The 25,572-nt window shown below is 72.1% G+C and carries 20 protein-coding genes and 2 pseudogenes; 20 read left to right on the forward strand and 2 right to left on the reverse strand.

Annotated features, from left to right (window positions below):
• From BZZ08_RS34025 to BZZ08_RS34050, 6 genes and pseudogenes are all read left to right on the forward strand, one after another.
• Positions 1-251 (forward strand): annotated as a pseudogene (locus tag BZZ08_RS34025) (hypothetical protein); the annotation flags it as partial.
• On the forward strand, positions 251-2,455 hold the full coding sequence (locus tag BZZ08_RS34030; RefSeq protein ID WP_104636055.1) for a polysaccharide deacetylase family protein: 2,205 nt from the start codon (positions 251-253) through the stop codon (positions 2,453-2,455). The pseudogene BZZ08_RS34025 and the gene BZZ08_RS34030, both read left to right, overlap by 1 nt.
• Before the next feature lie 74 nt (positions 2,456-2,529).
• Positions 2,530-3,762, forward strand: coding sequence for an acyltransferase family protein (locus tag BZZ08_RS34035; protein ID WP_104636070.1), 1,233 nt, complete (start codon positions 2,530-2,532; stop codon positions 3,760-3,762).
• Positions 3,763-3,875: 113 nt separating this feature from the next.
• On the forward strand, positions 3,876-4,799 hold the full coding sequence (locus BZZ08_RS34040; RefSeq protein WP_104636056.1) for a hypothetical protein: 924 nt from the start codon (positions 3,876-3,878) through the stop codon (positions 4,797-4,799).
• A gap of 132 nt (positions 4,800-4,931) precedes the next feature.
• On the forward strand, positions 4,932-6,329 hold the full coding sequence (locus BZZ08_RS34045) for a nitrate/nitrite transporter (RefSeq protein WP_104636057.1): 1,398 nt from the start codon (positions 4,932-4,934) through the stop codon (positions 6,327-6,329).
• 109 nt (positions 6,330-6,438) lie between these two features.
• Complete coding sequence (locus BZZ08_RS34050) at positions 6,439-7,617, forward strand: uroporphyrinogen-III synthase (protein ID WP_104636058.1); 1,179 nt, start codon at positions 6,439-6,441, stop codon at positions 7,615-7,617.
• A 214-nt stretch (positions 7,618-7,831) separates the two neighbouring features.
• Here the strand turns inward: BZZ08_RS34050 and BZZ08_RS34055 are convergent, their stop codons facing one another.
• Entirely contained in the window at positions 7,832-8,389 is a 558-nt protein-coding gene (locus BZZ08_RS34055) for an anthrone oxygenase family protein (RefSeq protein ID WP_104636059.1), read from the reverse strand.
• Between the two features lie 187 nt (positions 8,390-8,576).
• Here BZZ08_RS34055 and BZZ08_RS34060 point away from each other — a divergent pair, with 187 nt between their 5' ends.
• The 6 genes from BZZ08_RS34060 to BZZ08_RS34085 all read left to right on the forward strand — a co-directional run bounded on the left by BZZ08_RS34060 (position 8,577) and on the right by BZZ08_RS34085 (position 15,609).
• On the forward strand, positions 8,577-9,167 hold the full coding sequence (locus BZZ08_RS34060; protein ID WP_104636060.1) for a CGNR zinc finger domain-containing protein: 591 nt from the start codon (positions 8,577-8,579) through the stop codon (positions 9,165-9,167).
• 195 nt (positions 9,168-9,362) lie between these two features.
• A complete protein-coding gene (locus BZZ08_RS34065; RefSeq protein ID WP_007450155.1) occupies positions 9,363-9,887 on the forward strand; it encodes a sigma-70 family RNA polymerase sigma factor in 525 nt (174 codons plus the stop codon).
• Between the two features lie 71 nt (positions 9,888-9,958).
• Positions 9,959-10,747 carry an anti-sigma U factor RsuA gene (rsuA, locus tag BZZ08_RS34070; RefSeq protein WP_104636061.1) on the forward strand — a complete coding sequence of 263 codons (789 nt, stop codon included), beginning with the start codon at positions 9,959-9,961 and terminating at the stop codon, positions 10,745-10,747.
• Positions 10,748-10,829: 82 nt separating this feature from the next.
• Positions 10,830-13,136, forward strand: coding sequence for a HelD family protein (locus BZZ08_RS34075; protein ID WP_198601861.1), 2,307 nt, complete (start codon positions 10,830-10,832; stop codon positions 13,134-13,136).
• A 423-nt stretch (positions 13,137-13,559) separates the two neighbouring features.
• Positions 13,560-14,975, forward strand: coding sequence for an NAD-dependent malic enzyme (locus BZZ08_RS34080; protein WP_104636062.1), 1,416 nt, complete (start codon positions 13,560-13,562; stop codon positions 14,973-14,975).
• Between the two features lie 352 nt (positions 14,976-15,327).
• Positions 15,328-15,609, forward strand: a complete 282-nt coding sequence (locus BZZ08_RS34085; RefSeq protein ID WP_004987462.1) for an HU family DNA-binding protein — start codon at positions 15,328-15,330, stop codon at positions 15,607-15,609.
• A 185-nt stretch (positions 15,610-15,794) separates the two neighbouring features.
• On the opposite strand, the gene murA is transcribed toward BZZ08_RS34085, so the two are convergent.
• Entirely contained in the window at positions 15,795-17,141 is a 1,347-nt protein-coding gene (gene murA, locus BZZ08_RS34090) for a UDP-N-acetylglucosamine 1-carboxyvinyltransferase (protein WP_104636063.1), read from the reverse strand.
• A 233-nt stretch (positions 17,142-17,374) separates the two neighbouring features.
• Between murA and BZZ08_RS34095 the strand changes: the two genes are divergently transcribed.
• The 8 genes and pseudogenes from BZZ08_RS34095 to BZZ08_RS39710 all read left to right on the forward strand — a co-directional run.
• Complete coding sequence (locus BZZ08_RS34095) at positions 17,375-17,947, forward strand: YqgE/AlgH family protein (protein ID WP_198601862.1); 573 nt, start codon at positions 17,375-17,377, stop codon at positions 17,945-17,947.
• A gap of 30 nt (positions 17,948-17,977) precedes the next feature.
• Positions 17,978-18,262, forward strand: coding sequence for a DUF3039 domain-containing protein (locus BZZ08_RS34100; RefSeq protein WP_030402030.1), 285 nt, complete (start codon positions 17,978-17,980; stop codon positions 18,260-18,262).
• A 249-nt stretch (positions 18,263-18,511) separates the two neighbouring features.
• Entirely contained in the window at positions 18,512-19,810 is a 1,299-nt protein-coding gene (locus BZZ08_RS34105) for an extracellular solute-binding protein (protein ID WP_104636065.1), read from the forward strand.
• The gene (locus tag BZZ08_RS34110) at positions 19,807-20,772 is read left to right on the forward strand and encodes a carbohydrate ABC transporter permease (RefSeq protein ID WP_198601863.1); all 966 of its coding nucleotides are present in this window, start codon (positions 19,807-19,809) and stop codon (positions 20,770-20,772) included. Before BZZ08_RS34105 ends, BZZ08_RS34110 begins: the two co-directional genes overlap by 4 nt.
• Positions 20,769-21,614: a carbohydrate ABC transporter permease gene (locus BZZ08_RS34115; protein WP_104636067.1), complete on the forward strand. Its 846-nt coding sequence runs from the start codon at positions 20,769-20,771 to the stop codon at positions 21,612-21,614. The genes BZZ08_RS34110 and BZZ08_RS34115 overlap by 4 nt, the downstream gene beginning before the upstream one ends.
• A 4-nt stretch (positions 21,615-21,618) precedes the next feature.
• The gene (locus tag BZZ08_RS34120; RefSeq protein ID WP_104636068.1) at positions 21,619-23,253 is read left to right on the forward strand and encodes a beta-N-acetylhexosaminidase; all 1,635 of its coding nucleotides are present in this window, start codon (positions 21,619-21,621) and stop codon (positions 23,251-23,253) included.
• Positions 23,254-23,527: 274 nt separating this feature from the next.
• Positions 23,528-24,421, forward strand: a complete 894-nt coding sequence (locus tag BZZ08_RS34125; RefSeq protein WP_104636069.1) for an FAD binding domain-containing protein — start codon at positions 23,528-23,530, stop codon at positions 24,419-24,421.
• Positions 24,418-25,572, forward strand: a pseudogene (locus BZZ08_RS39710) (hypothetical protein); the annotation flags it as partial. The gene BZZ08_RS34125 and the pseudogene BZZ08_RS39710, both read left to right, overlap by 4 nt.

The raw sequence follows: 25,572 nt of genomic DNA on the forward strand, positions 1-25,572 counted from the left end.
CGCAGTCGACGCAGGCCCCGCCCGCCGACACCACGGGCCCGGCGGCCCCGACGGGCGGCGGCACCTCCGCCGACCCGACCGGGCCCACCGGCGGCTCCACCACGGGCACCGACCCGGGGGCGGACGGCACCGACGCCAACGGCGCGGGCGCCCCGGACCCCATCGCGGCTCAGGCCGGCGCACCCGTCGTGCTCGCTGGTCCCGCCGACACCTCCACGTCCCCTTCCCTGTCCCCGGAGAACACCCTCTGATGGCATCCCGCACCCGCCGTCACGGGGCCGCGCGCAGCGCCCGTGAGGGCTCCCGCCGCCGTGTGCCCTTGCGTCTGCTGCTTCCGCCGCTCGTCCTGGTCGCCCTGGCGGCGATGCTCATGCTGCGCGGATACGTGCACAGCGAGATCCTCGCCGACCACCGCGTCCAGCCGCCCGCCGCCACCACCGACGTACCCGAGAAGATCCTCGAGGGCGGCCCGGTCATCGATGTGCGCGGCGGCCGCACCGAGAGCCTGAGCGTGCCCGACCACCGGCTCGTCCTCACCTTCGACGACGGCCCGGACCCGACCTGGACGCCGCGCGTGCTGGACGTGCTGAAGAAGCACGACGCGCACGCGGTCTTCTTCGTCACCGGCACCATGGCCTCCCGCTATCCGGACCTCGTCGAGCGGATGGTCGACGAGGGCCACGAGGTGGGCCTGCACACCTTCAACCACCCGGACCTCTCCTTCCAGTCGGAGAAGCGCATCGACTGGGAGCTGTCGCAGAACCAGCTGGCGATCACCGGCGCGGCCGGGGTGCGCACCTCGCTGTTCCGCCCGCCCTACTCCTCCTTCGCCGACGCCATGGACGACAAGTCGTGGCCGGTCACCGAGTACATCGGCAGCCGCGGTTACATCACCGTCGTCAACAACACCGACAGCGAGGACTGGAAGAAGCCCGGCGTCGACGAGATCATCCGCCGCGCCACGCCGCACGGCGGCAAGGGCGCCGTCGTCCTGATGCACGACTCCGGCGGCGACCGCCACCAGACCGTGCAGGCCCTGGACAGGTTCCTGCCCGACCTGAAGAAGCAGGGCTACGAGTTCGACAACCTCACCGAGGCCCTGGACGCGCCCAGCGCCATGACCCCGGTGACCGGTGCCGAACTGTGGAAGGGCAAGGCGTGGGTCTTCCTGGTCCAGGCCTCGGAGAAGCTCACCGACGGCCTGGTGGTGGGCCTGGCGATCATCGGCACGCTGGTCATCGGGCGCTTCGGCCTGATGCTGCTGCTGTCCGGCGTCCACGCCCGCCGGGTACGCCGCAGGCGCTTCCGCTGGGGCCCGGCGGTCACCGAACCGGTGACGGTGCTGGTCCCGGCGTACAACGAGGCCAAGTGCATCGAGAACACGGTGCGTTCCCTGGTGGCCGGCGACCACCCGATCGAGGTCATCGTCATCGACGACGGCTCCAGCGACGGCACCGCGCGCATCGTGGAGGGACTCGGCCTGCCCGGTGTCCGGGTGATCCGCCAGCTCAACGCGGGCAAGCCCGCCGCGCTCAACCGGGGCCTGGCCAACGCCCGCCACGACATCGTCGTGATGATGGACGGCGACACCGTCTTCGAACCCTCCACCGTCCGCGAACTCGTCCAGCCCTTCGGCGACCCCGGGGTGGGCGCCGTCGCGGGCAACGCGAAGGTCGGCAACAAGGACAGCCTCATCGGCGCCTGGCAGCACATCGAGTACGTGATGGGCTTCAACCTGGACCGCCGGATGTACGACGTCCTCGGCTGCATGCCGACCATCCCCGGCGCGGTCGGCGCCTTCCGCCGCTCCGCGCTGGAGCCCATCGGCGGCATGAGCGACGACACGCTCGCCGAGGACACCGACGTCACCATGGCGCTGCACCGCGCCGGCTGGCGGGTCGTCTACGCCGAGAACGCCCGCGCCTGGACCGAGGCACCGGAATCCGTCAGCCAGCTGTGGTCCCAGCGCTACCGCTGGTCGTACGGCACCATGCAGGCGATCTGGAAGCACCGCCGCGCGGTGATCGAGAAGGGCCCCTCGGGCCGCTTCGGCCGCGTCGGCCTGCCCTTCGTCTCGCTGTTCATGGTCGTGGCCCCGCTGCTGGCCCCGCTGATCGACGTCTTCCTGCTGTACGGCCTCGTCTTCGGCCCGACCGACAAGACGATCGTGGCGTGGCTCGGCGTCCTCGCCATCCAGGCGGTGTGCGCCGCGTACGCCTTCCGGCTGGACCGGGAGAAGCTGACCCCGCTCATCTCGCTGCCCCTCCAGCAGATCCTGTACCGCCAGATCATGTACGTGGTGCTGCTCCAGTCCTGGATCACGGCGCTCACCGGCGGCCGGCTGCGCTGGCAGAAGCTGCGGCGCAGCGGCGGGGTGTCCGCACCGCCGCCCGGCGCCGACGGCGTCCCGTCCCAGCGGCGGTCCCGCGCCATGGACGGGAGGCCGGTCGGATGACCACCCCGCCGTACGACCCCACGCGGCCGGCCCCCGCGCCCGCCGTGCCCGCCCCGACCCGGAGCATCCCGCACATGACCGCACCACCCCTCCACCCGCCCGTCGGCGCGGGCACCGCCGTACCGGTGATGCCCCAGCAGAAGCAGGCCCGGCGCGCACCGGTGCGCGACCGGTACTTCGACCTGCTGCGGGCGGTGGCCCTCTTCCGCGTGGTCCTGTACCACCTGATGGGCTGGGCCTGGCTGCCGGTGGTGTTCCCGTCCATGGGCGTGATGTTCGCCCTCGCGGGCAACCTGATGGCCCGCAGCCTCAAGCGGCCGGCCGTCCAGGTCGTCCGCAGCCGCATGCGCCGCCTGCTGCCCCCGCTGTGGCTGCTGGGCGCGGTGGGCGTGACCGGCATGGTGCTGCAGGGCTGGGGACCGGGCGACGACGGGCACCCGGGCTGGTGGTGGTTCCACCTCCTCTACTGGGTCCTGCCGCTGAGCGACCCGCCCTTCGCCGAGGGCCTGCCGGGCATCCACGGCATCCTCGGCGAGGACTGGGCCGCGGAACTCGCCGGGCCGCTCTGGTACATCCGCGCCTACCTCTGGTACGTCCTGCTCTCCCCGGTCCTGCTGCGCGCGCTGCGCGCCCTGCCGTGGCTGACGATCCTCGCGCCGCTCGTGCTGTCGGCCGCCTTCCAGTTCGGCTACCTCAACCTGCCGGGCGAGCGTTTCCCGTCGGCGCTCACGGACTTCAGCACCTTCGGCGCCTGCTGGGTCCTCGGCATGGCCCATCAGGAAGGCGTCCTGAAGCGGCTGCCGCGCTACGTCGTGCCCTCGGTCGCCCCGGTGATCGCCGCGCTGGGCCTCTGGTACGCCTTCCGGGAGGGCTTCAAGACCGGGTACGACCTGGACTCCATCCCCTTCGCGCAGGCCGTCTGGTCCTTCGCGACGGTGCTGCTGCTCCTGCACGTCAGCCCCTCGTGGACCGAGTGGCCGCGCCGGCTGCGCCGCTGGGACCGGCTGATCACCCTGCTCAACTCCCGTGCGGTGACGATCTACCTGTGGCACAACGTCTGCATCCTCGTCGCGGCCACGCTGTGGGACCGGCTGTGGGGATTCGACGTCCTGGGCGAGCACGTCCCCTGGCTGCTGGAGAGCCCCTGGCCGGTCCTGGCCATCGCCTGGCTGCTGATCGGGAGCTGCGTCGTCTGGTTCGGCTGGATGGAGGACGTGGCCGCCAAGCGCACGCCCCAGCTGTGGCCGGACGGCGGCAAGCGCCCGGCACCGAAGCAGCCCAGGGCCCGTGCCGCGCACCGGGGCTGACGCGTACCGGGGCTGACGCGTACCGGGGCTGACGGCTGTCGGCCCTCCGTGCGAGACTGCCCCGGTTGCGGAAGTGAACAGGGTGGCGTGAGCCGGTCAGGGGGAGCAGCGGGATGAGCAAGCGGCAGACGCAGAAGATGCTGCAGTTGATGGCGAGCGGGGAGGCGGTCCAGCTCACCAGCCGGATGTCGTCCGTGAAGAAGCTCGCCAAGCTCGCCTTCGTCGCCCAGCAGTTCGGGTACGAGTACGCCGACGTGCGCCAGAGCGGCGGGAACAACGCCGCGCTCACCATGCTGCTGGTCCCCGACCCCAGCCCGCAGGCCCGCACCCGGGCCGCGCAGACCTGGGCGCAGTACCCGAACGCCGGCGACGGCGTGTCGCTGCCGCCGCTCGTGCCGGACGCCCTCGAACTCCTCAAGGCGCGGATCAACTTCGACCTCACCGGCAAGAACGCCCAGAAGAACATGGGCTACGGCGCGCTCGGCGGCACCGTCGCGTGTGTCGTCCTCGCCTTCCGCGAGGGCGGTTCGTCCGACGACTTCGTCCTCTCCGGGATCATCTGGCTGGTCCTCATGGCGGCCCTGGGCATCGGCTTCCTCGTCACCCGCAGGCGCAACGCCAAGTTCGCGGCCCGGTTGCAGGCCGCCGGGTTCGTGCCGATGGCCGACGAGACGGGGCGGGTGCGGTACCTGCCGCCCGGCGCGCAGCTGCCGGGACACGGGAACCCGTTCGGCGGCACGGCGCCCGGCGGCTACGGACAGCCGGCCCCCGGCCCGTACGCTCCCCAGCCGCAGCAGCAGCCGTACGGCGCACCGCCGCAGGCCCCGCAGCCGTACGCACCGCAGCCGGTCCCGCAGGCCCACCAGCCCTACGCACCTCCGCAGCCCCAGCAGCCGTACCCGCCGCAGCAGCCCCCGCAGCCGTACGCCCAGCCGCCGCAGCAGCCGTACGCGCCCCCGCAGGCCCAGCAGCCCTATCCGCCGCAGCCCTACCCGCAGCAGAACCCGCACTGGCAGCCCCGGCCCCCGCAGGGCTGACCGCGATCTCTCACCCCGCGCCGGCGCCGGGTGAGAGCAACGTTCCCTTCCGGTCATCCACAGCCCCACCGGCCCGAAACGCGTCCTGCCTAGCGTCGACGCAACCGAGCTGTGGAGCACCGTGGAGGCGTCATGACAGTCCCTGGCGGCCGCTGGATCGAGTACTGGGATCCCGAGGACGAGACGTTCTGGAAGCGGACGGGGGAGCGGACCGCCCGGCGGAACCTGTTCTTCTCCGTCCTCTCCGAGCACATCGGGTTCTCCGTCTGGACGATGTGGTCCGTGCTGGTGCTCTTCATGGGCCCGGAGTACGGGCTGACCCCGGCCGACAAGTTCCTGCTGACGTCCGTGGTGACGCTGGTCGGGGCCGTCGTGCGGGTGCCGTACACCTTCGCGGTCGCCGTCTTCGGCGGACGGAACTGGACGATCGTCTCCGCCGGGCTGCTGCTCGTGCCGACCGTCGCGGCCTTCGCCGTCATGGAGCCGGGGACGTCCTTCTCGACCTTCCTCCTGGTCGGCATGCTGGCCGGCATCGGCGGCGGCAACTTCGCCTCCTCCATGACCAACATCAACGCCTTCTTCCCGCTCAGGAAGAAGGGCTGGGCACTCGGTCTCAACGCCGGGGGCGGCAACATCGGCGTGCCCGTCATCCAGCTGGCCGCGCTCGCGGTCATCGGCGCGAGCGGCGGGCCGCGGGTGCTGCTCGGCATCTACCTCCCGCTGATCCTGGTGGCCGCCGTCCTCGCCGCGTGCTTCATGGACAACCTCGCCTCCGTGAAGAACGACACCGGGGCCGCCAAGGACGCGGCGCGGGACGCCCACACCTGGATCATGTCCGTGCTGTACATCGGTACGTTCGGCTCGTTCATCGGCTACAGCTTCGCCTTCGGGCAGGTGCTCCAGAGCCAGTTCGGGCGGACCCCGCTCCAGGCGGCGTACCTGACCTTCATCGGTCCGCTGCTCGGCTCCCTGATCCGTCCGCTGGGCGGCAGGCTCGCCGACCGGTACGGCGGCGCGCGGATCACCCTGTGGAACTTCGCCGCCATGGCCGCCGCCACCGCCGTACTCGTCGCGGCCGGCATGGCGAAGTCGCTGGGGCTGTTCGTGGCCGTGTTCGTGGTGCTGTTCGTGCTCAGCGGGCTGGGCAACGGCTCGACGTTCAAGATGATCCCCGGGATCTTCCAGAACAAGGCGCTGGCCAAGGGGCTGCGGGGCGAGGCCGCGGTGGCGTACGGGCGGCGGCTCTCCGGGGCCTCCATGGGGCTGATCGGCGCGGTGGGCGCGCTCGGCGGCGTCGCCATCAACCTCGCCTTCCGGCAGTCCTTCCTCTCCTTCGGCACGGGCACCGGCGCCTTCCTCGCCTTCCTGGCCTTCTACGCCGTGTGTCTCGTCCTCACCTGGGCGGTATACCTTCGCCGACCGGCCGCGCCGCCCCGGACCGACCCGGCCGACCCGGCCGACCGGGCCGATGCGGCCGAACCGGCCGAGGCGGAAAGGGCCGAGGCCGGGCTCAGCCGCGCCGAGGTGTGACGTAACACTGGTGACATGCGGGTGAACCGAGCCCGTCACGCACGGTTGACAGGCTCGGTCGCCACGTGAGTGTGCACGTGGACGTGCACGGATCGGAGCGCGGCGAGCGATGGACGACGTAAGCGAGGTGGGCGGCGTGGGCGACGGACCGCAGCGACCCGACCACGGCCCGCTGGCCGGGTTCACCGTGGGCGTGACCGCCGCCCGCCGGGCCGACGAACTGGGCGCGCTGTTGCAGCGGCGCGGTGCCACCGTCCTGCACGCGCCGGCGCTGCGGATCGTGCCGCTGGCGGACGACGGCGAGCTGATGGCCGCGACCAAACGCATCGTCGACCAGGCACCGGACGTCGTCGTGGCCACCACCGCCATCGGGTTCCGGGGCTGGGTCGAGGCCGCCGACGGCTGGGGGCTCGGCGAGACGCTGCTGGAGCGGCTGCGCACGGTGGAGCTGCTGGCGCGCGGGCCCAAGGTCAAGGGCGCGGTGCGGGCCGCGGGTCTGACGGAGCGGTGGTCACCCGCCTCGGAGTCCATGGCCGAGGTCCTGGACCGGCTCCTGGAGCAGGGCGTGGAGGGCCGCCGGATCGCGGTACAGCTGCACGGTGAGCCGCTGCCGGGGTTCGTGGAGGCGCTGCGGGCGGGCGGCGCCGAGGTGGTGGGCGTGCCCGTGTACCGGTGGCTGCCGCCGGAGGACCTCGGCCCCGTGGACCGGCTGCTGGACGCCGCCGTGTCGCGGGGTGTGGACGCCGTGACCTTCACCAGCGCGCCCGCCGCGGTCTCGCTGCTGGGCCGGGCCGAGGAGCGGGGCCTGCTGCCGGAGCTGCTCGCCGCGTTCGGCCACGACGTGCTGCCCGCCTGCGTCGGCCCGGTCACCGCGGTGCCGCTCCAGGCGCACGGCATCGACACGAGCCAGCCCGAGCGCTTCCGGCTCGGGCCCCTCGTCCAGTTGCTGTGCCAGGAGCTGCCGGCCCGCGCCCGTGCCCTGCCGGTCGCCGGGCACCGGCTGGAGATCCGCGGGCACGCGGTGCTCGTCGACGGGGAGCTGCGGACCGTGCCGCCCGCCGGCATGTCCCTGCTGCGCACCCTCGCCCGGCGGCCCGGCTGGGTCGTGCCCCGCGCGGAGCTGTTGCGCGCCCTGCCGGGTACCGGCCGCGACGAACACGCCGTCGAGACGGCCATGGCCCGCCTGCGCACGTCCCTCGGCACCCCGAAGCTGATCCAGACGGTGGTGAAACGCGGCTACCGCCTCGCCCTGGACCCGGCCACGGACGCCAAGTACACGACCGACTGACCCCTGGCGCCCCGGGTGCCCGGTGCCAGAACACGGGCGGTGCGACGGCCGGTACCGGCGCGGTTTCCGGCGCCGTGCCGTGGACGACCGCCGGGCCGCTCCGCCCCGCTCACGGCGCCTTCGCCCGCTCGCCGCTTGCTCACCGGCCGACGCCCGGTCGTAGAGCCGCGGGGCCGCGGTCTGCCGGGCCGTCGGGGTGTGGGATGCCGGGTGTTCAGCGGGTTGCGGTGGGTGGGACGTGGTGGGGCGTGGGCCGCTGCGGCGTCCGGGGCGCTGAGCGTGTCGGCCGGCCGCGGACCGCCGAGCCCCACGCCAGGCAAGCCGTCGCCAGCGTCGACAGCACGGCGCGTACGACGTTCCAGGCCACCCACGGGTCCTCGAAGCGCTCGCGGAGCGCCGCCGGATCACCGGGGCGGGCCAGGGCGTCGTTGAGGGGGACGTTGCCGCCCACGGTGACCAGGAAGGCGAGCGCGTACGCCGTCGCGCCCGCCCAGATCCACCAGCGGCCCGGCGTCCGGCGCGACTGCCACCCCGCGAGGCCCGCGAGGGCGAGCGCGCCCATGAAGGCCAGCAGGAACACCGGGTTCTGGATCACGTCGTTGACGTCGCGCATCACGTCGACGTACACCCGGTCCTCGCTGCGCGCCAGCGCCGGCATCACGGCGCAGGCGAAGACGTAGAAGGTGCCGGCCATCAGGCCCGCGGCGACCGTGGCCGCGACCAGCACTCCGTCTGCGGTCAGGGACCGCCGTTCCCCGTCGATGTCTGTCATGCGTCCAGTCAACGGGCGCCGCGGCGCGCCGGACATGGCCCGGGCGCGCGGGCGCATGCGCAAGCGTCCACGCCGGGGCGGTACGAGGGGTTCCGGGCGCGGAGACGGGCAGGCACTGTAGAGGGAGCGTTCCCCTGCTCCCCTCTCCGGCCCGCCCCACCGGGCAACCCAAGGCGGTGACAGGAACATGGCACTGGGTACGGCCACCGATCCGTACGAGCTGCGCTTCGACACCGGGCGGATCTGTCTGGACCTCATCGCCACCACCCACCCCGCGGAACGCCTCGACTCGCTGGACGCGCTGCGCGCCTGGATCACCGGCTCCGGACTCGTCCCGCCCGGCACCCCGCTGGCCCACGCCGACTCCTCCTGGCTGACCGGATTCCGCGAACTGCGCGGCGAGACCGCGAGGTTGGTGCGCACCCGGCCGGTGCCCCGCACCCACGCCGACGGACTCGCCCTCGCCCGCGTCAACGAACTCGCCCTCGCCGCACCGCCCGCACCCCGCGCGGTACCCGGCGAGGACGGCGCACTGGTGCGGGAGCTGACCGGGCCACCGCGGTGCGCCGCGCTGCTCGGCGCCCTCGCCCGGGACGCCGTGGAACTGCTCACCGACCCCGTCGCCCGGGCGAGCCTCAGGCAGTGCGCGGGCGACAACTGCCCCATCGTGTACGTGGACACCTCCCGCGGCCGCCGCCGGCGCTGGTGCTCCAGCGAGATCTGCGGCAACCGCGAACGCGTCGCCCGCCACCGCCGCCGCGCCGCCCTCGCCCGGTAAGCACCCGTAGATTCCCTCGCGTCCCGTTCGTCACACCCCCTCCGATAAAACTCTCATCCCGTTTTGAACGCGCCGCACTTGGCGTCCGTACCGAATGGGCGAGCGACCGACTGGGGGAACCCCCGGACATCGGAGGTGGGCGTGCGCAAGGATTCCGTCGTGGCCAATGAACGTGGTGCGAGGGCCCGACATCGCATGTCGCAGTCGTCCTCGGAACCCGACGAGGAGCTGATGCGCGCGCTGTACCGCGAGCACGCCGGCCCCTTGCTGGCCTACGTGCTGCGGCTGGTCGCGGGGGACCGCCAGCGCGCCGAGGACGTCGTCCAGGAGACGCTCATCCGTGCCTGGAAGAACGCCGGTCAGCTCAACCGTGCGACCGGATCGGTACGCCCCTGGCTGGTGACGGTCGCCCGGCGCATCGTCATCGACGGCCACCGCAGCCGGCAGGCCCGGCCGCAGGAGGTCGATCCGTCGCCGCTGGAGGTCATCCCCGCGGAGGACGAGATCGACAAGGCGCTGTGGTTGATGACGCTGTCGGACGCGCTCGACGACCTGACCCCGGCCCACCGGGAGGTCCTCGTCGAGACGTACTTCAAGGGGCGTACCGTCAATGAGGCGGCGCAGACACTGGGCATACCCAGCGGCACCGTTCGCTCCCGGGTGTTCTACGCCCTGCGTTCGATGAAGCTGGCACTGGAGGAGCGGGGGGTGACGGCGTGATGAGCGGGTACGGGGGAGTTCAGGGGTACGGCGGGGGATTCGGCCCGGGCGATCCGGGTAATCCTGCCCCCATGCAGGGATCACCGGCGCCGAACGAGCACGAGACCGTCGGCGCCTACGCGCTCGGGATCCTCGACGACGCCGAGGCGACGGCCTTCGAGGCCCACCTCGCCACCTGCGAGTGGTGCGCCCAGCAGCTCGACGAGCTGGCCGGCATGGAGCCGATGATGGCGGCGCTCGCCGACCTGCCGGGCACCGGCACGCCCGCGATCGCCGAGTCGCTCACCGCGAAGCCCAGCCCACGGCTCTCGGAGAAGCTCGTCGACGAGGTCGCCGAACGCCGTGCGAGCAAGCGGCGCCGCAACTTCTACCTGGTGGGCACCGCGGCCGCGCTGATCATCGGCGGCCCGTTCGCCGCCGTGGCGACCACGGGCGGCGGCGGTGGCGGCGACGACGGAGGCGGCGGCCGCAGGACCGAGGCGTCGCAGCAGGCCGCGAGCCCGGCCGAGTCCGCCTTCGCCGCCATGCCGGACCGGGTCACCGCCACCGACCCGGCCACGCAGGTCAGCGCGACCGTGGCGCTGGAGAAGAAGGCCTGGGGCACCGAGACGGTCCTGGAGCTGAAGAACCTCAAGGGCCCCCAGAAGTGCTCCCTGATCGCCGTCGGCAAGAACGGCGAGCGGGAGACGCTCACCTCCTGGACGGTCCCCGACTGGGGCTACGGCATACCGGGCGCCACCACCGAGAAGGCCAAGAAGCCGCTCTACGTGCACGGCGGCGCCGCCTTCGAACCCAACCAGATCTCCCACTTCGAGGTCATGACCTTCGACGGGAAGCGACTGGTGGAGGTCGACGCGTAGCGCCGACGCCAGGCGCGGCGTAGCTTCCCGGGCCCCCTTCGCGTATTTTTGACGGCTGCCCAGCACGTCAGAAGGGGGCCCGGTGGCCGCACAGGCTCAGCAGGATTCAGCGGTCGACTCGGAGCACGACTCCGTGCGGGACCGAGAGATCGACGTGGAACAGGCGCACCTCGACCGGGTGTACCGACGCCTCGAGGAGAAGATCCACGAGGCGGAGTTCCTCATGCACGACGCCGCCCAGCGCGGCCACGTCGGCACGCCCGGCGCCCTGGCCGAGCGCGACGCGCAGGTCTTCCGGGCCGGTATCCACCTCAACCGCCTGAACAACGAGTTCGAGGACTTCCTCTTCGGCCGCATCGACCTGCTCCTCGGCAAGGACGGCAAGAAGGGCCCGGACGGCGCGTACACGGCCGTGGAGCCCGCCGAGGGCGCCCTCGGGCCCGACGGCACCGCCGACATCGCCGAGACCCTGCACATCGGCAGGATCGGCGTCCTGGACGAGGACTACGCCCCGCTGGTCATCGACTGGCGGGCGCCCGCCGCCGCCCCCTTCTACCGGTCCACGCCGGTCGATCCGGGCCGGGTCGTGCGCCGCCGGGTGATCCGCTCCAAGGGGCGGCGCGTCCTCGGCGTCGAGGACGACCTCATGCGGCCCGAGATCACGGCCCGGCTGGACGGCGAGGAGCTGGCCGTCGTCGGCGACGGCGCCCTGATGGCCGCCCTCGGGCAGGCCCGCACCCACTCGATGCGGGACATCGTGGCCTCCATCCAGGCCGAGCAGGACCAGGTGATCCGCGCCCCCGCCGCCTCCGTGACCTACGTCGAGGGCGGCCCCGGCACCGGAAAGACCGCCGTCGCCCTGCACCGGGCGGCGTACCTGCTCTACCAGGACCGGCGCCGGTACGCGGGCGGCATCCTGATCGTCTCGCCGACACCGCTGCTCGTGGCCTACACCGAGGGCGTGCTGCCCTCGCTCGGCGAGGAGGGCCAGGTCGCGATCCGCGCGATCGGCTCACTGGCCGACGACGCGGCGGGCGCCGAGGCCACGCTGTACGACTCCCCGGCCACCGCCCGCGCCAAGGGCTCCGCCCGCATGCTCCGGGTGCTGCGCAAGGCCGCGCGCGGGGCGCTGGAACCGGCCGACTCGCCGACCCTGCTCAGGGTCGTCGCCTTCGGCCGCCGCCTCGAACTGGAGGCCGAGGAGCTGGCCGGCATCCGCCGCACCGTCCTCGGCGGCACCGCGCCCGTCAACCTGCTGCGCCCCCGTGCCCGCCGGCTGCTCCTGGACGCCCTGTGGGAGAAGTCGGGCGCCGGTACCCGGCACTCCGACCCCGAGCTGGCCGCCGAGCTGCGCTCCTCCTTCGACGACGACGTCACCTCCGAGGACTCCTTCCTCGCCTTCCTCGACGCCTGGTGGCCCGAGCTGACCCCGGGCGCCGTGCTGGCGGCCATGGCGGACGAGCGTCGCCTCGGCCGCTGGGCGCGGCGGGTGCTGAACCCGGGCGAGGTCCGCAAGGTCGCCCGTTCGCTGCGGCGCGAGGGCTACTCCGTGCACGACATCGCGCTGCTCGACGAGCTCCAGGCGATCGTCGGCACCCCGGCCCGCCCCCGCAAGCGGCGCGAGCAGGACCCGCTGGACCAGCTCACCGGCCTGGAGGAGCTGATGCCGCAGCGCGAGGAGACCCAGTGGGAGCGTGCCGAGCGCCTCGCCCAGGAGCGCACCGAGTACGCCCACGTCATCGTCGACGAGGCGCAGGACCTCACCCCCATGCAGTGGCGGATGGTCGGCCGCCGCGGCCGGCACGCCACCTGGACGGTCGTCGGCGACCCGGCCCAGTCCTCCTGGTCCGACCCCGACGAGGCGGCCGCCGCCCGTGACGAGGCCCTGGGCACCCGCCCGCGCCGCCGCTTCGAGCTGACCGTGAACTACCGCAACCCGGCCGAGATCGCCGAGCTGGCGGCGAAGGTCCTCGCCCTGGCCATGCCCGGCTCGCCGTCCCCGTCGGCCGTGCGCTCGACCGGCGTGCAGCCGCGCTTCGCGGTGGCGCGGGACTCCCTCGCCCAGACGGTCCGCGCGGAGGCGGCCCGGCTGCTCGGCCTCGTCGACGGCACCGTCGGCGTCGTGGTCGCCATGAACCGGCGCGAGGAGGCCCGGCGCTGGCTGGCCGGGCTCGGCGACCGTGTGGTGGCGCTGGGCAGCCTGGAGGCGAAGGGCCTGGAGTACGACGCCACGGTCGTCGTCTCCCCGGCCGAGATCGCCGACGAGTCGCCCGCCGGGCTGCGCGTGCTGTACGTCGCCCTGACCCGGGCCACGCAGCAGCTGACGGTCGTCTCGTGCGAGCGGGACGAGCCGGACGCCTCGGGGGTGCCGGACCTGCTGCGCGACTGAGCGCCGGGCCGGGGAACCGGCCCGGAGACGTGCGAAGGGCCCGCGCCGTCCGACGGCGCGGGCCCTTCGTCCCGTTTGAGTGGCACCGACCCGCCATGCTCGCCTCGCGGCAAGTGGTCGCTCGTAGCGACGATGGTTGGGCCCGGGGGCTTGGATCGAGCCGGTGCCACGTCCAAGGTAACAAACGATCCCCGCAAGACAATTCCCGTCCCGCGGGTTCCTTCCGCGACCCGGGCGCGTCCGGCCCGCGGCTTCCGGTTACCCCTTCCCCCGACGGGCTACTTCTCGTATGGTGGAAGTCGTTTTCCGAAATCGGAGTGAACAAAAAGTTCGCAATCCGGGGCGGCTACCGCGTACCCAGTGGTAGGTGCGACGATCGGACGGCACAACCCAGTTACACGGTGAAAGCAGAGGAAGTCGGCCATGGCAACGGCGCCCAGCGTCTCCTACTCGATGACGGTCCGGCTGGAGGTGCCCGCGGGCGGAACCGCCGTCTCGCAGCTCACCACAGCGGTGGAGTCCGCCGGCGGTTCGGTCACCGGCCTCGACGTCACGGCCTCCGGCCACGACAAGCTCCGGATCGACGTCACCATCGCGGCCGGCTCGACCGCGCACGCCGACGAGATCGTGGAGCAGCTGCGCGGCATCGAGGGCGTCAGCCTGGGCAAGGTCTCCGACCGTACCTTCCTCATGCACCTCGGCGGCAAGATCGAGATGCAGTCCAAGCACCCCATCCGCAACCGCGACGACCTGTCCATGGTCTACACGCCCGGCGTGGCCCGCGTCTGCATGGCGATCGCCGAGAACCCCGAGGACGCCCGCCGCCTGACCATCAAGCGCAACTCCGTTGCGGTCGTGACCGACGGCTCCGCCGTGCTGGGCCTGGGCAACATCGGCCCGAAGGCCGCGCTGCCGGTGATGGAGGGCAAGGCGGCCCTGTTCAAGCGGTTCGCCGGCATCGACGCCTGGCCGATCTGCCTGGACACCCAGGACACCGACGCGATCGTCGAGATCGTCAAGGCCATCGCCCCGGGCTTCGCCGGCATCAACCTGGAGGACATCTCCGCGCCCCGCTGCTTCGAGATCGAGGCCCGGCTGCGCGAGGCCCTCGACATCCCCGTCTTCCACGACGACCAGCACGGCACCGCCATCGTCGTGCTCGCCGCGCTGACCAACGCCCTGCGCGTGGTGGACAAGCCCATCGAGAACGTACGGGTCGTCATGTCCGGCGCCGGCGCGGCCGGTACGGCCATCCTCAAGCTGCTGCTCGCCGCCGGGGTCAAGAACGCCGTCGTCGCCGACATCCACGGCGTCGTGCACACGGGCCGCGCCGACCTGGTGGACGCCGCGCCCGAGTCCGCCCTGCGCTGGATCGCCGACAACACCAACCCCGAAGGCCTCACCGGCACCCTCAAGGAGGCCGTGCACGGCGCCGACGTCTTCATCGGTGTCTCCGCCCCCAACGTCCTCGACGGGGACGACGTGGCCGCCATGGCGGACGGCGCCATCGTGTTCGCGCTCGCGAACCCGGACCCCGAGGTCGACCCGGCGATCGCCCGCGAGACGGCCGCGGTCGTCGCCACCGGCCGCAGCGACTTCCCGAACCAGATCAACAACGTGCTGGTCTTCCCCGGCGTCTTCCGCGGCCTGCTGGACGCCCAGTCCCGCACCGTCAACACCGAGATGATGCTCGCCGCCGCGCACGCCCTCGCGGACGTGGTGACCGAGGACGAGATCAACCCGAACTACATCATCCCCAGCGTCTTCAACGACAAGGTCGCCGGTGCCGTCGCGGGCGCCGTGCGGGAGGCGGCGAAGGCCGCCGGAGTGGTGGCGTAGGTTCCCCCGGCGGGGGAAGGCGGCCTGTGGCGTGGTGGTGAGGATCACCACGGCGGGCCGCCCCTCCGGCGCGTCGCGGGATGTCGGGCCTCGGATCGCCCTCTAGGGTTGCGCAAGGCTCAGGCCCTCTCGGCGTGTGACTCCCAAGGGTGTTCTCACGACTCCTGGGGGTGCCGGATTGGCTTTACCGCCGCAGGTGGAGGCAGGATGCCTCCCTGGGCGCGAGGGTCTGACGACCGACCCGGGTCCGGGGAATGTCAGAGGGCCCTGGCAGCATCGGCATCGCTGTGCCCAACATGCGGCTCCGCCGCGTGGCACGCCTCAACGGCAAGAAGAACACGGGAGTAACAACATGAACCGCAGTGAGCTGGTGGCCGCGCTGGCCGACCGCGCCGAGGTGACCCGCAAGGACGCCGACGCCGTGCTGGCCGCGTTCGCCGAGGTTGTCGGCGACATCGTCTCCAAGGGCGACGAGAAGGTCACCGTCCCCGGCTTCCTGACCTTCGAGCGCACCCACCGTGCCGCTCGCACCGCCCGCAACCCGCAGACCGGCGAGCCGATCCAGATCCCGGCCGGCTACAGCGTCAAGGTCTCCGCGGGTTCCAAGCTCAAGGAAGCCGCCAAGGGTAAGTAGGCGCTCCGCTTGGAGTGCCGGGGACTGTGCGGGGCGTTCGCTCGGGCTGTGGTCGTTTCGCGGCCGCGGGTCGGGTGTGGCCGGTCGCGCAGTTCCCCGCGCCCCTTACCGGGGCGCACAGCACAACGCCGATGGGGCGGTCACCCGAGTCCGGGTGACCGCCCCATCGGCGTTCGTGTCGGCGTCTAGCCGAGAGCCTTGCCCGGGAGTTCGACCTTGGCGCCGAGTTCCACGAGCTTGTCCATGAAGTTCTCGTAGCCTCGGTTGATCAGGTCGATGCCGTGGACCCGTGAGGTGCCCTGGGCCGCGAGGGCGGCGATCAGGTACGAGAAGCCGCCGCGCAGGTCGGGGATGACCAGGTCGGCGCCCTCCAGCTTGGTCGGTCCGGAGACCACGGCCGAGTGCAGGAAGTTGCGCTGGCCGAAGCGGCAGTCGGAGCCGCCGAGGCACTCGCGGTAGAGCTGGATGTGGGCACCCATCTGGTTGAGCGCGGAGGTGAAGCCCAGCCGGGACTCGTAGACCGTCTCGTGCACGATGGACAGGCCCGTGGCCTGCGTCAGCGCGACCACCAGGGGCTGCTGCCAGTCCGTCTGGAAGCCGGGGTGCACGTCCGTCTCCAGGGCGATGGACTTCAGCCGGCCGCCGGGGTGCCAGAAGCGGATGCCCTCGTCATCGATCTCGAACGCGCCGCCCACCTTCCGGAAAGTGTTCAGGAACGTCATCATCGAGCGCTGCTGGGCCCCGCGGACGTACACGTTGCCCTCGGTGGCCAGCGCCGCCGAGGCCCAGGAGGCCGCCTCCAGGCGGTCCGAGAGGGCACGGTGGGTGTAGCCGCCCAGCTCGTCCACACCGGTGACGCGGATGGTGCGGTCGGTGTCCATCGCGATGATCGCGCCCATTTTCTGCAGGACGCAGATCAGGTCCTCGATCTCCGGCTCCACGGCCGCGTTGGACAGCTCCGTGACGCCCTCGGCGAGCACCGCCGTCAGCAGCACCTGCTCGGTCGCGCCGACGGACGGGTACGGCAGCCGGATCTTGGTGCCGCGCAGTCGCTGCGGAGCCTCCAGGTACTGGCCGTCCCTCCGCTTCTCGATCTTCGCGCCGAACTGGCGCAGCACCTCGAAGTGGAAGTCGATGGGCCGGCCGCCGATGTCGCAGCCGCCCAGGCCCGGGATGAAGGCGTGCCCGAGGCGGTGCAGCAGCGGGCCGCAGAACAGGATCGGGATGCGGGAGGAACCCGCGTGGGCATCGATGTCGGCGACGTTCGCGCTCTCCACGTGGGAGGGGTCGAGGATCAGCTCGCCGGGCTCCTCACCCGGACGGACGGTCACCCCGTGCAGCTGCAGCAGCCCGCGTACGACCCGCACGTCGCGGATGTCCGGCACGTTGCGCAGCCGGCTCGGGGCACTGCCCAGCAGGGCCGCCACCATCGCCTTCGGCACGAGGTTCTTCGCACCGCGGACCCGGATCTCGCCCTCCAGCGGGGTCCCGCCGTGGACAAGCAGTACGTCATCAGCGCCGTTGACGGTCATGAATCTCGCGTTCCGTGGTGTTGGGCAGGGGCCAGAAGGGAAAGGGTAATCGTCTTGTACCCCCCTTCATGGCGCCTCCGCACGGTCCGGCAACGTCATGGATTTGTCACAACACGCGGTGTTCACCGGCGCGCACGGGGGGTCACGATCGAGGGGCGTGCGCGGGTGCGTGTTCACTCCCGTGCCCCCGATTGCCTCCCCACGGGAGGGGAACATGCGGGATCATGTCTGGCATGACCGAGGTGTCCTCGCTCACGGGGCGGCTGCTCGTGGCAACGCCCGCCCTGGCGGACCCGAACTTCGAGCGTGCGGTGGTGCTCCTCCTCGACCACGACGAGGAGGGTTCCCTCGGCGTCGTCCTCAACCGGCCCACGCCGGTCGACGTGGGCGACATCCTGGAGGACTGGGCGGACCTGGCCGGCGAGCCGGGCGTCGTCTTCCAGGGCGGCCCGGTCTCGCTGGACTCGGCCCTCGGCGTCGCCGTCGTCCCCGGCGGGGAGTCCGGCGAGCGGGCGCCGCTGGGCTGGCGGCGGGTGCACGGCGCGATCGGCCTGGTGGACCTGGAGGCACCGCCGGAGCTGCTGGCGTCCGCCGTGGGCGCCCTGCGGATCTTCGCCGGATACGCGGGCTGGGGACCCGGCCAGCTGGAGGACGAGCTGACCGAGGGCGCCTGGTACGTGGTCGAGTCCGAGCCCGGCGACGTCTCCTCGCCGTTCCCGGAGCGACTCTGGCGCGAGGTGCTGCGCCGCCAGCGGGGCGACCTGGCGATGGTGGCGACGTATCCGGACGACCCGTCGCTCAACTGAAGCGTGTGAGCTTCAGTACCCTTGGCGGTTATGAGCACTCTCGAGCCCGAGCGCGGGACAGGTACGGGAACCCTCGTCGAGCCGACGCCGCAGACGTCCCACGGCGACGGCGATCACGAGCGCTTCGCGCATTACGTCCAGAAGGACAAGATCATGGCGAGCGCCCTCGACGGCACCCCCGTCGTGGCGCTGTGCGGCAAGGTCTGGGTACCGGGCCGTGATCCCAAGAAGTACCCCGTGTGCCCCATGTGCAAGGAGATCTACGAATCCATGAGCGGCGGCGGGGACGAGGGCAAGGGCGGCGACAAGAAGTAGACGCCCGGGTGCGGTCGCCGGGACCCGGCGCCGCTGCCCGTCCAGCCCTCTCGGATCTTCCCGAAGGCCCCCGGAGTGTGCCCGCGCGCACTCCGGGGGCCTTCGTGTGTCAGGGCTGATTAACAAAGAGGTTTACGAATTGGTTCAGACCTCTTGTGGACAGGTTCATGTCTCCCTACGCTCCTGGGTGTTGTGCAGAGCGAAACCGTCATTGCATATGTTGCAACGCACGCCCGGAGGAAAGACTCCATGAAGCTCGCCCCCCGCTTGGCCGTACTGCTGGCCGCGGCCGTCGTCGCCGCGACCGCCTGCGCACCCCAGACGTCCGACAACTCCTCCTCCGGCAAGGACGAGAAGAGCGGCACGTTGCGCGTCTGGCTGTTCCAGGAGGTCAACAACAAGCCGAAGGAGAAGGCCGTCGACGCGGCCCTCGCCGACTTCGAGAAGGCGCACGAGGACACCGAGGTCACCGTGGAGTACATCCCGGTCGAGACCCGCGCCCAGCGCATCAAGGCCGCCTTCAACGACCCGAAGAGCGCGCCCGACGTCATCGAGTTCGGCAACACCGACACCGCCGGCTACGTCAAGGACGGCGGACTCGCCGACGTCACCGACGAGTTCGCGGCCTGGGACGAGGCCAAGGACGCCGACCCCACCGCCCGCCAGTCGGTCACCGTGGACGGAAAGGTCTACGGCGCCCCCTACTTCGTCGGCGTCCGCGCCCTCTACTACCGCACCGACGTCTTCGACGAACTCGGTCTCGAGCCCCCGAAGTCCCTGGACGAACTGGCGTCCACCGCCCGGCAGGTGCACGCCGCGAAGCCCGGCCTCTACGGCATCGCGGTCGGCGGCGCCTACACCTACGGCGCGATGCCGTTCATCTGGGCCAACGGAGGCGAACTCGCCACCGGCAAGGGCGGCTCGTACGCCTCCGCCATCGACAGTGCCGCCGCCCGCAAGGGCATCAAGGCGTACACGTCCCTCTTCGGGGACGGCAACTGCCCCGCCGCCAAGTGCGCCGGCATGGGCGGCAACGACACCGTCACCGCCTTCGCCTCCGGCAAGGCGGCCATGGCCATCGGCGGCGACTTCAGCCACCAGGCGGTGGAGGCCGGCAAGGCGAAGGGCAAGTACGCGGTCGTGCCGCTGCCGGGCGTCAAGTCCGGCTCCATCGCCCCCGCCTTCGCGGGCGGCAACAACATCGGTGTCCTGAAGAGCACCTCGCACCGCACCCTCGCCGTCGACCTGATGAAGCGGCTCGCGTCGAAGAAGGCGCAGGGTGAACTGTTCGACGCGATGGGCTTCCTGCCGACCTTCACGGACGTACGGCAGCAGGTGGCGGCGAAGGAGCCGTTCGTGAAGCCGTTCGTCGACACGCTCGCCGCGGGCACGAAGTTCGTGCCGGCCTCTCCCGCGTGGGCGACGATCGACTCCTCGCAGGTGCTGCCGACGATGTTCCAGGAGGTGGTCAGCGGCAAGAAGGACGTGGACGCTGCCGCCGGGGACGCGGCTCGGAAGATGGACGACGCGTTTGGCTCCGCCGGATGACGGGTTCGCCTGTGAGCTCGGGGGGTGCGGTGCGTGTGCGGGTGCGGCGCCGTCGTGGCTTGTCGCGCAGTTCCCCGCGCCCCTTTCGGGGCTCCTCCAGTACTCCTTGGATCTACCTCGCGCCTGCTCTTGTCGTCCTTGGTGGGCTGCTCGTCTACCCCGTTTACCAGCTCGGACTGATCTCGTTCCTGGAGTACACGCAGGCCCAGGTCAGTGGTGGGGAGCCGGCGACCTTCCAGGGGTTCGGGAACTACGCGGAGCTGTTCGGGGACGGTGAGTTCTGGCGGGTGCTGCTGGCCACGGTGGTGTTCGCCGCGGCCTGTGTGGTGTCCACGTTGGCCGTCGGATGTGCGCTCGCCGTATTGCTCACACGGGTGCGGGCCGTGCCGCGGCTGGCGTTGATGCTGGCCGGACTGGGCGCCTGGGCGACCCCGGCGGTCACCGGGTCCACGGTCTGGCTGCTGCTGTTCGACCCGGACTTCGGGCCGGTCAACCGGATGCTGGGCCTCGGCGACCACTCGTGGACGTACGGGCGCTACAGCGCCTTCCTGCTCGTGCTGCTCGAAGTGGTCTGGTGCTCCTTCCCGTTCGTCATGGTGACCGTCTACGCCGGGATACGGGCCGTACCGTCCGAGGTGCTGGAGGCCGCCGCGCTGGACGGGGCCTCGCAGTGGCGGATCTGGCGCTCGGTGCTCGCGCCGATGCTCCGGCCGATCCTGGTCGTCGTCACCATCCAGTCGGTCATCTGGGACTTCAAGGTCTTCACCCAGATCTACGTCATGACCAACGGCGGCGGCATCGCCGGCCAGAACCTCGTCCTCAACGTCTACGCCTATCAGAAGGCCTTCGCGTCCTCGCAGTACAGCCTCGGCTCCGCTGTCGGCGTGGTCATGCTGCTGATCCTGCTCGCGGTGACGCTGGTCTACCTGCGGCTGCTGCGCCGCCAGGGGGAGGAGCTGTGAATCTTCTGCGCGCGCAGGTGCGCCGTCCGTGGCGGCTCGCGGCCGAGGTGTCCGCGCTGCTGATCGCGGTGGTCGTCGCCTTCCCGCTGTACTGGATGGTGCTGAGCGCCTTCAAACCGGCCGGGGAGATCGAGTCGAGCGAGCCCCGGCCCTGGACGCTGACCCCCTCGCTGGATTCCTTCCGGCGGGTGTTCGAGCAGCAGGAATTCGGCCGCTACTTTCTCAACAGCCTGATCGTGGCGGGTTGCGTGGTGATCGCCTCGGCGCTGATCGCGTTCCTCGCGGCGACCGCGGTGACGCGATTCCGGTTCCGTTTCCGGACCACCCTGCTGATCATGTTCCTGGTGGCCCAGATGGTGCCCGTGGAGGCGCTCACGATCCCGCTGTTCTTCCTCATGCGGGACTTCGGCCAGCTGAACACGCTGGGCTCCCTGATCCTGCCCCACATCGCCTTCTCGCTGCCCTTCGCGATCTGGATGCTGCGGGGCTTCGTGAAAGCGGTGCCGGAGGCCCTGGAGGAGGCCGCCTACATCGACGGGGCGAGCCGGTCGCGCTTTCTGTGGCAGATCCTTTTCCCGCTGGTCCTGCCGGGGCTTGTGGCCACCAGCGTCTTCTCCTTCATCTCGACCTGGAACGACTTCCTGTTCGCCAAGTCGTTCATCATCAGCGACACCTCCCAGTCGACGCTGCCGATGGCGCTGCTGGTCTTCTACAAACCGGACGATCCCGACTGGGGCGGCGTCATGGCCGCGTCCACGGTGATGACGATCCCGGTGCTGGTCTTCTTCGTACTCGTACAACGACGACTCGTCTCCGGCCTCGGCGGAGCGGTGAAGGACTGACAACGTGACCGACGTGACGCACGCGACCGACGTGATTCCCCAGCCGCGTCAAGTGGCGGCCCGGGACGCCGACGCCTTCTTCGAACTCGGCGCGGACACCGCTCTGGTGGCCGGCGAAGGCGCCGAGCACACCGAGCGCTGGCTGCGCGCCACGCTGGGCGCGGCCACCGGCCTGGCCCTGGCGCCCGGGGCGGGCGGCGGCGGCCTCGTCCGGCTGTCCCTGGACGGCGAACTGGCCGAGGAGGGCTACCGCCTCGACATCGCGCCGCAGGGCGTGCACCTCACCGGCGGCGACCCGGCCGGCCTCTTCTGGGGCGCCCAGACGCTGCGCCAGCTGCTCGGCCCGGACGCCTTCCGGCGCGCCCCGCTGCCCGACCGCCGGTGGCGGCTGCCGCTGGGCCGCATCGAGGACGCGCCCCGCTTCCGCTGGCGCGGACTGATGTTGGACGTCTCCCGGCACTTCACGCCGAAGGAAGGCGTCCTGCGCTACCTGGACCTGATGGCCGCCCACAAACTCAACGTCCTGCACTTCCACCTGACGGACGACCAGGGCTGGCGCGTCGAGATCAAACGCCACCCGAAGCTCACCGAGACGGGTTCCTGGCGGGCGCGCACCAAATTCGGCCACCGGGCCTCGCCGCTGTGGGAGGACAAACCCCACGGCGGTTACTACACCCAGGAGGACATCCGGGAGATCGTCGCCTACGCCGCCGCGCGGCACATCACCGTCGTCCCCGAAATCGACGTACCCGGGCACTCGCAGGCCGCCATCGCCGCGTATCCGGAACTGGGCAACACGGATGTGATCGACACCACCGCCCTCTCCGTCTGGGACACCTGGGGCGTCTGCCCGAACGTGCTCGCCCCCACCGAGAACACACTGCGCTTCTACGAGGGCGTGTTCGAGGAACTCCTGGAGCTTTTCCCCTCGGAGTTCGTCCACATCGGCGGCGACGAATGCCCCAAGGACCAGTGGCGGGCCTCCGCCACCGCGCAGGCGCGGATCGCGGAACTCGGCCTCGCCGACGAGGACGAACTCCAGGCCTGGTTCATCCAGCACTTCGACACCTGGCTCACCGCGCGCGGGCGCCGGCTCATCGGCTGGGACGAGATCCTGGAGGGCGGACTCGCCAAGGGCGCGGCCGTGTCCTCCTGGCGCGGTTACGCGGGCGGGATCGCCGCCGCGCGCGCGGGGCACGACGTCGTGATGTGCCCCGAGCAGCAGGTGTACCTGAACTTCCGGGAGGACGGCGGCGCGGACGAACCCGTGCCGATCGCCTTCGTGCGCACCCTGGAGGACGTCTACCAGTTCGAGCCGGTTCCGGCGGAACTGACCCCGCAGGAGTCCGGCCACGTGATCGGCACCCAGGCGAACCTGTGGACCGAGGTGACGGAGAACCAGGAGCGGGTGGACTACCAGCTCTTCCCGAGGCTCGCCGCCTTCGCCGAGGTCGCCTGGAGCACCCTGCCCACCCCCGCGGAGCGGGACTACGGCGCCTTCGAGCGGCGGATGGCCACCCACTACCGGCGGCTCGACGCCCTGGGCGTCGCCTACCGTCCGCCCGCCGGCCCACGGCCCTGGCAGCGGCGGCCCGGAGTGCTCGGCCGGCCGATGGACGGGCCGCCGCCGAACAAGTGAGCAGGTGACCGAGTGAGCACGTGAGCAAGCAAGGGAAACGCCCCTAAACGTCACCGAAGAGTGGCAACTCGTGCGCATCACGCGTAGCTCCGATCGTCGGAGATCCCGTGTGAAAACGGACCATCTCATCGGCGAGACGGGCGAATGCCTCCTAGCGGACCCCTGCGTTCGGGCCCTGCGAAGATGTGCCAGAGTTGCCACGTCCGCCCTGTCAGGTCGTACCGTACGGCCACATGGGCGGGACCAGGTGGGACAGCGGGAAGGGGCAGTCGGTTTGACCACGCACGCACCGCAGGCGGCGCAGGCCGTCACGCTGCCCACGACACTGGACGAGGCCGTGGCGGCGCTCACCGCGATGCCCGCGGCCGTTCCGGTCGCGGGTGGCACCGACCTGATGGCGGCCGTCAACTCCGGTCAGCTCAGGCCCGCCGCGCTGGTGGGCCTCGGCCGGATCAGCGAGATCCGCGGCTGGCAGTACCAGGACGGGCACGCGCTGCTCGGCGCGGGACTCACCCACGCCCGCATGGGCCGCCCCGACTTCGCCGCGCTCATCCCGGCGCTCGCCGCCGCCGCGCGGGCCGCCGGACCGCCGCAGATCCGCAACGCCGGCACCCTGGGCGGCAACATCGCCTCGGCCGCCCCCACCGGGGACGCGCTGCCGGTGCTGGCCGCCCTGGAGGCGACCCTGATCATCGCGGGCCCGGACGGCGCCCGCCGGGAGATGCCGGTCTCGCACCTGCTGGCGGGCATGGAGATGCTCCGCGCGGGAGAACTCATCGGCTACGTGCGCGTGCCGCTGCTGCACGCGCCGCAGGTCTTCCTGAAGGCGACCGGCCGCACCGGACCCGGCCGCGCGACGGCCTCCGTGGCGCTGGTCCTCGACCCCGCCCGGCGCGGGGTGCGGTGCGCGGTGGGCGCCATCGCGCCGATGCCGCTGCGGCCCCTGGAGGCCGAGCAGTGGGTGGCCTCGCTCATCGACTGGGACAACGGCCGCGCCGTCGTCCCGGAGGCGCTGCACGGCTTCGGCGAGTACGTCGCCGCGGCCTGCATCCCCGACGCGGCCCCGGAAGAGGACGGCTCCGTACCGCAACTTCCGCCCGCCGTACTGCACCTGCGGCGCACCGTCGCCGCGCTGGCCCGACGAGCACTGGGGAGGGCGCTGTCGTGACCGACGACCAGCACGGCGACCCGCACGGAGATCAGCACCCGGGGGGCACACCCCCCGGCGGCAGCCGCTGGGACCCGCTGCCCCAGGGCGACTACGACGACGGCGCCACCGCCTTCGTGAAACTCCCCGAGGGCGGCGTGGACGCGCTCCTCGCCTCCTCCGAGAGTCCGCTCGCCGCACCCGGGCACGGCTACGTGCCGCCCCAGATCACGGTCGCGCCCGCCACCACCGCCGGCACCGACCCGGCCGCCACCGGCTCCTGGGCGGTGCCGTCGGCCCCGTCCGCGCCCGTGGACGGCGCCCAGTGGCAGGCCGCCCCGGACGCCGGTCAGGACCCCGCCGCCCACCAGGGGTACGGCGACTACGCGGCCCAGCAGGACCCCTACGGCGGGGCAGCGCCCTACGGCGGGCACGCCGGGCAGGGCGTCCCCGGGCAGGACGACCGGTTCGCCTACCAGCCCGGCGCGACCGGCCAGTGGGACTTCTCGCAGGCGTCGCAGACCGACCCGGAGGCCGGGGCGGCCCGGCCCGCGCCGGGCCAGGACGTGACCGGGCAGTGGTCCATCCCCGTGGCCGACGGCGACCTGCCGGACGAGTCGGGCGAGTTCACCACGTCGTCCCTGGCCGAGCAGTGGGGCACCGGCGCTCCCGCCACCCTCCCCGGCGGCGCCCCCGCGCCCTGGGCGACCCAGCCGACCGGTCAGCCGTGGGGCGAGGACCCGGCACAGACCCGGCCCGCCGAGGACCGGGGCACCCCGTCGGCCCGGCCCGCCGGTCAGCCCTGGGGCGAGGCCACGGCGCCGACCGGACCGTCCGACGAGGAGTGGTTCGCCGAGAGCGGGCACGGGCCTGCCCCCGCCGCGAGCGGGCACGGATACGGTTCCGCGGCGAGCAGACACCGACACGGGCACGAGCCCGGCGCCGGGACGGACCACGGGTCCGACCCCGCCTTCGGCGGGCACGGCCCCGACGCCGCTGCCGGCCCACCCGGGCCGGACCCGACCACGCCCGGGCCTGCCCCCGCCGCGAACGGGCACGGATACGCCTCCCCCGTGAGCGGGCGCGGCCCCGAACCCGGCGCGGACCACGGGTCCGACGCCCCTGCGGGCCCACCCGAGCCCCACTCGCTCGCGTCCGCGTACGGGCGCGAC

It is taken from the genome of Streptomyces sp. MH60 (assembly GCF_002939385.1).
Lineage (GTDB): Bacteria > Actinomycetota > Actinomycetes > Streptomycetales > Streptomycetaceae > Streptomyces.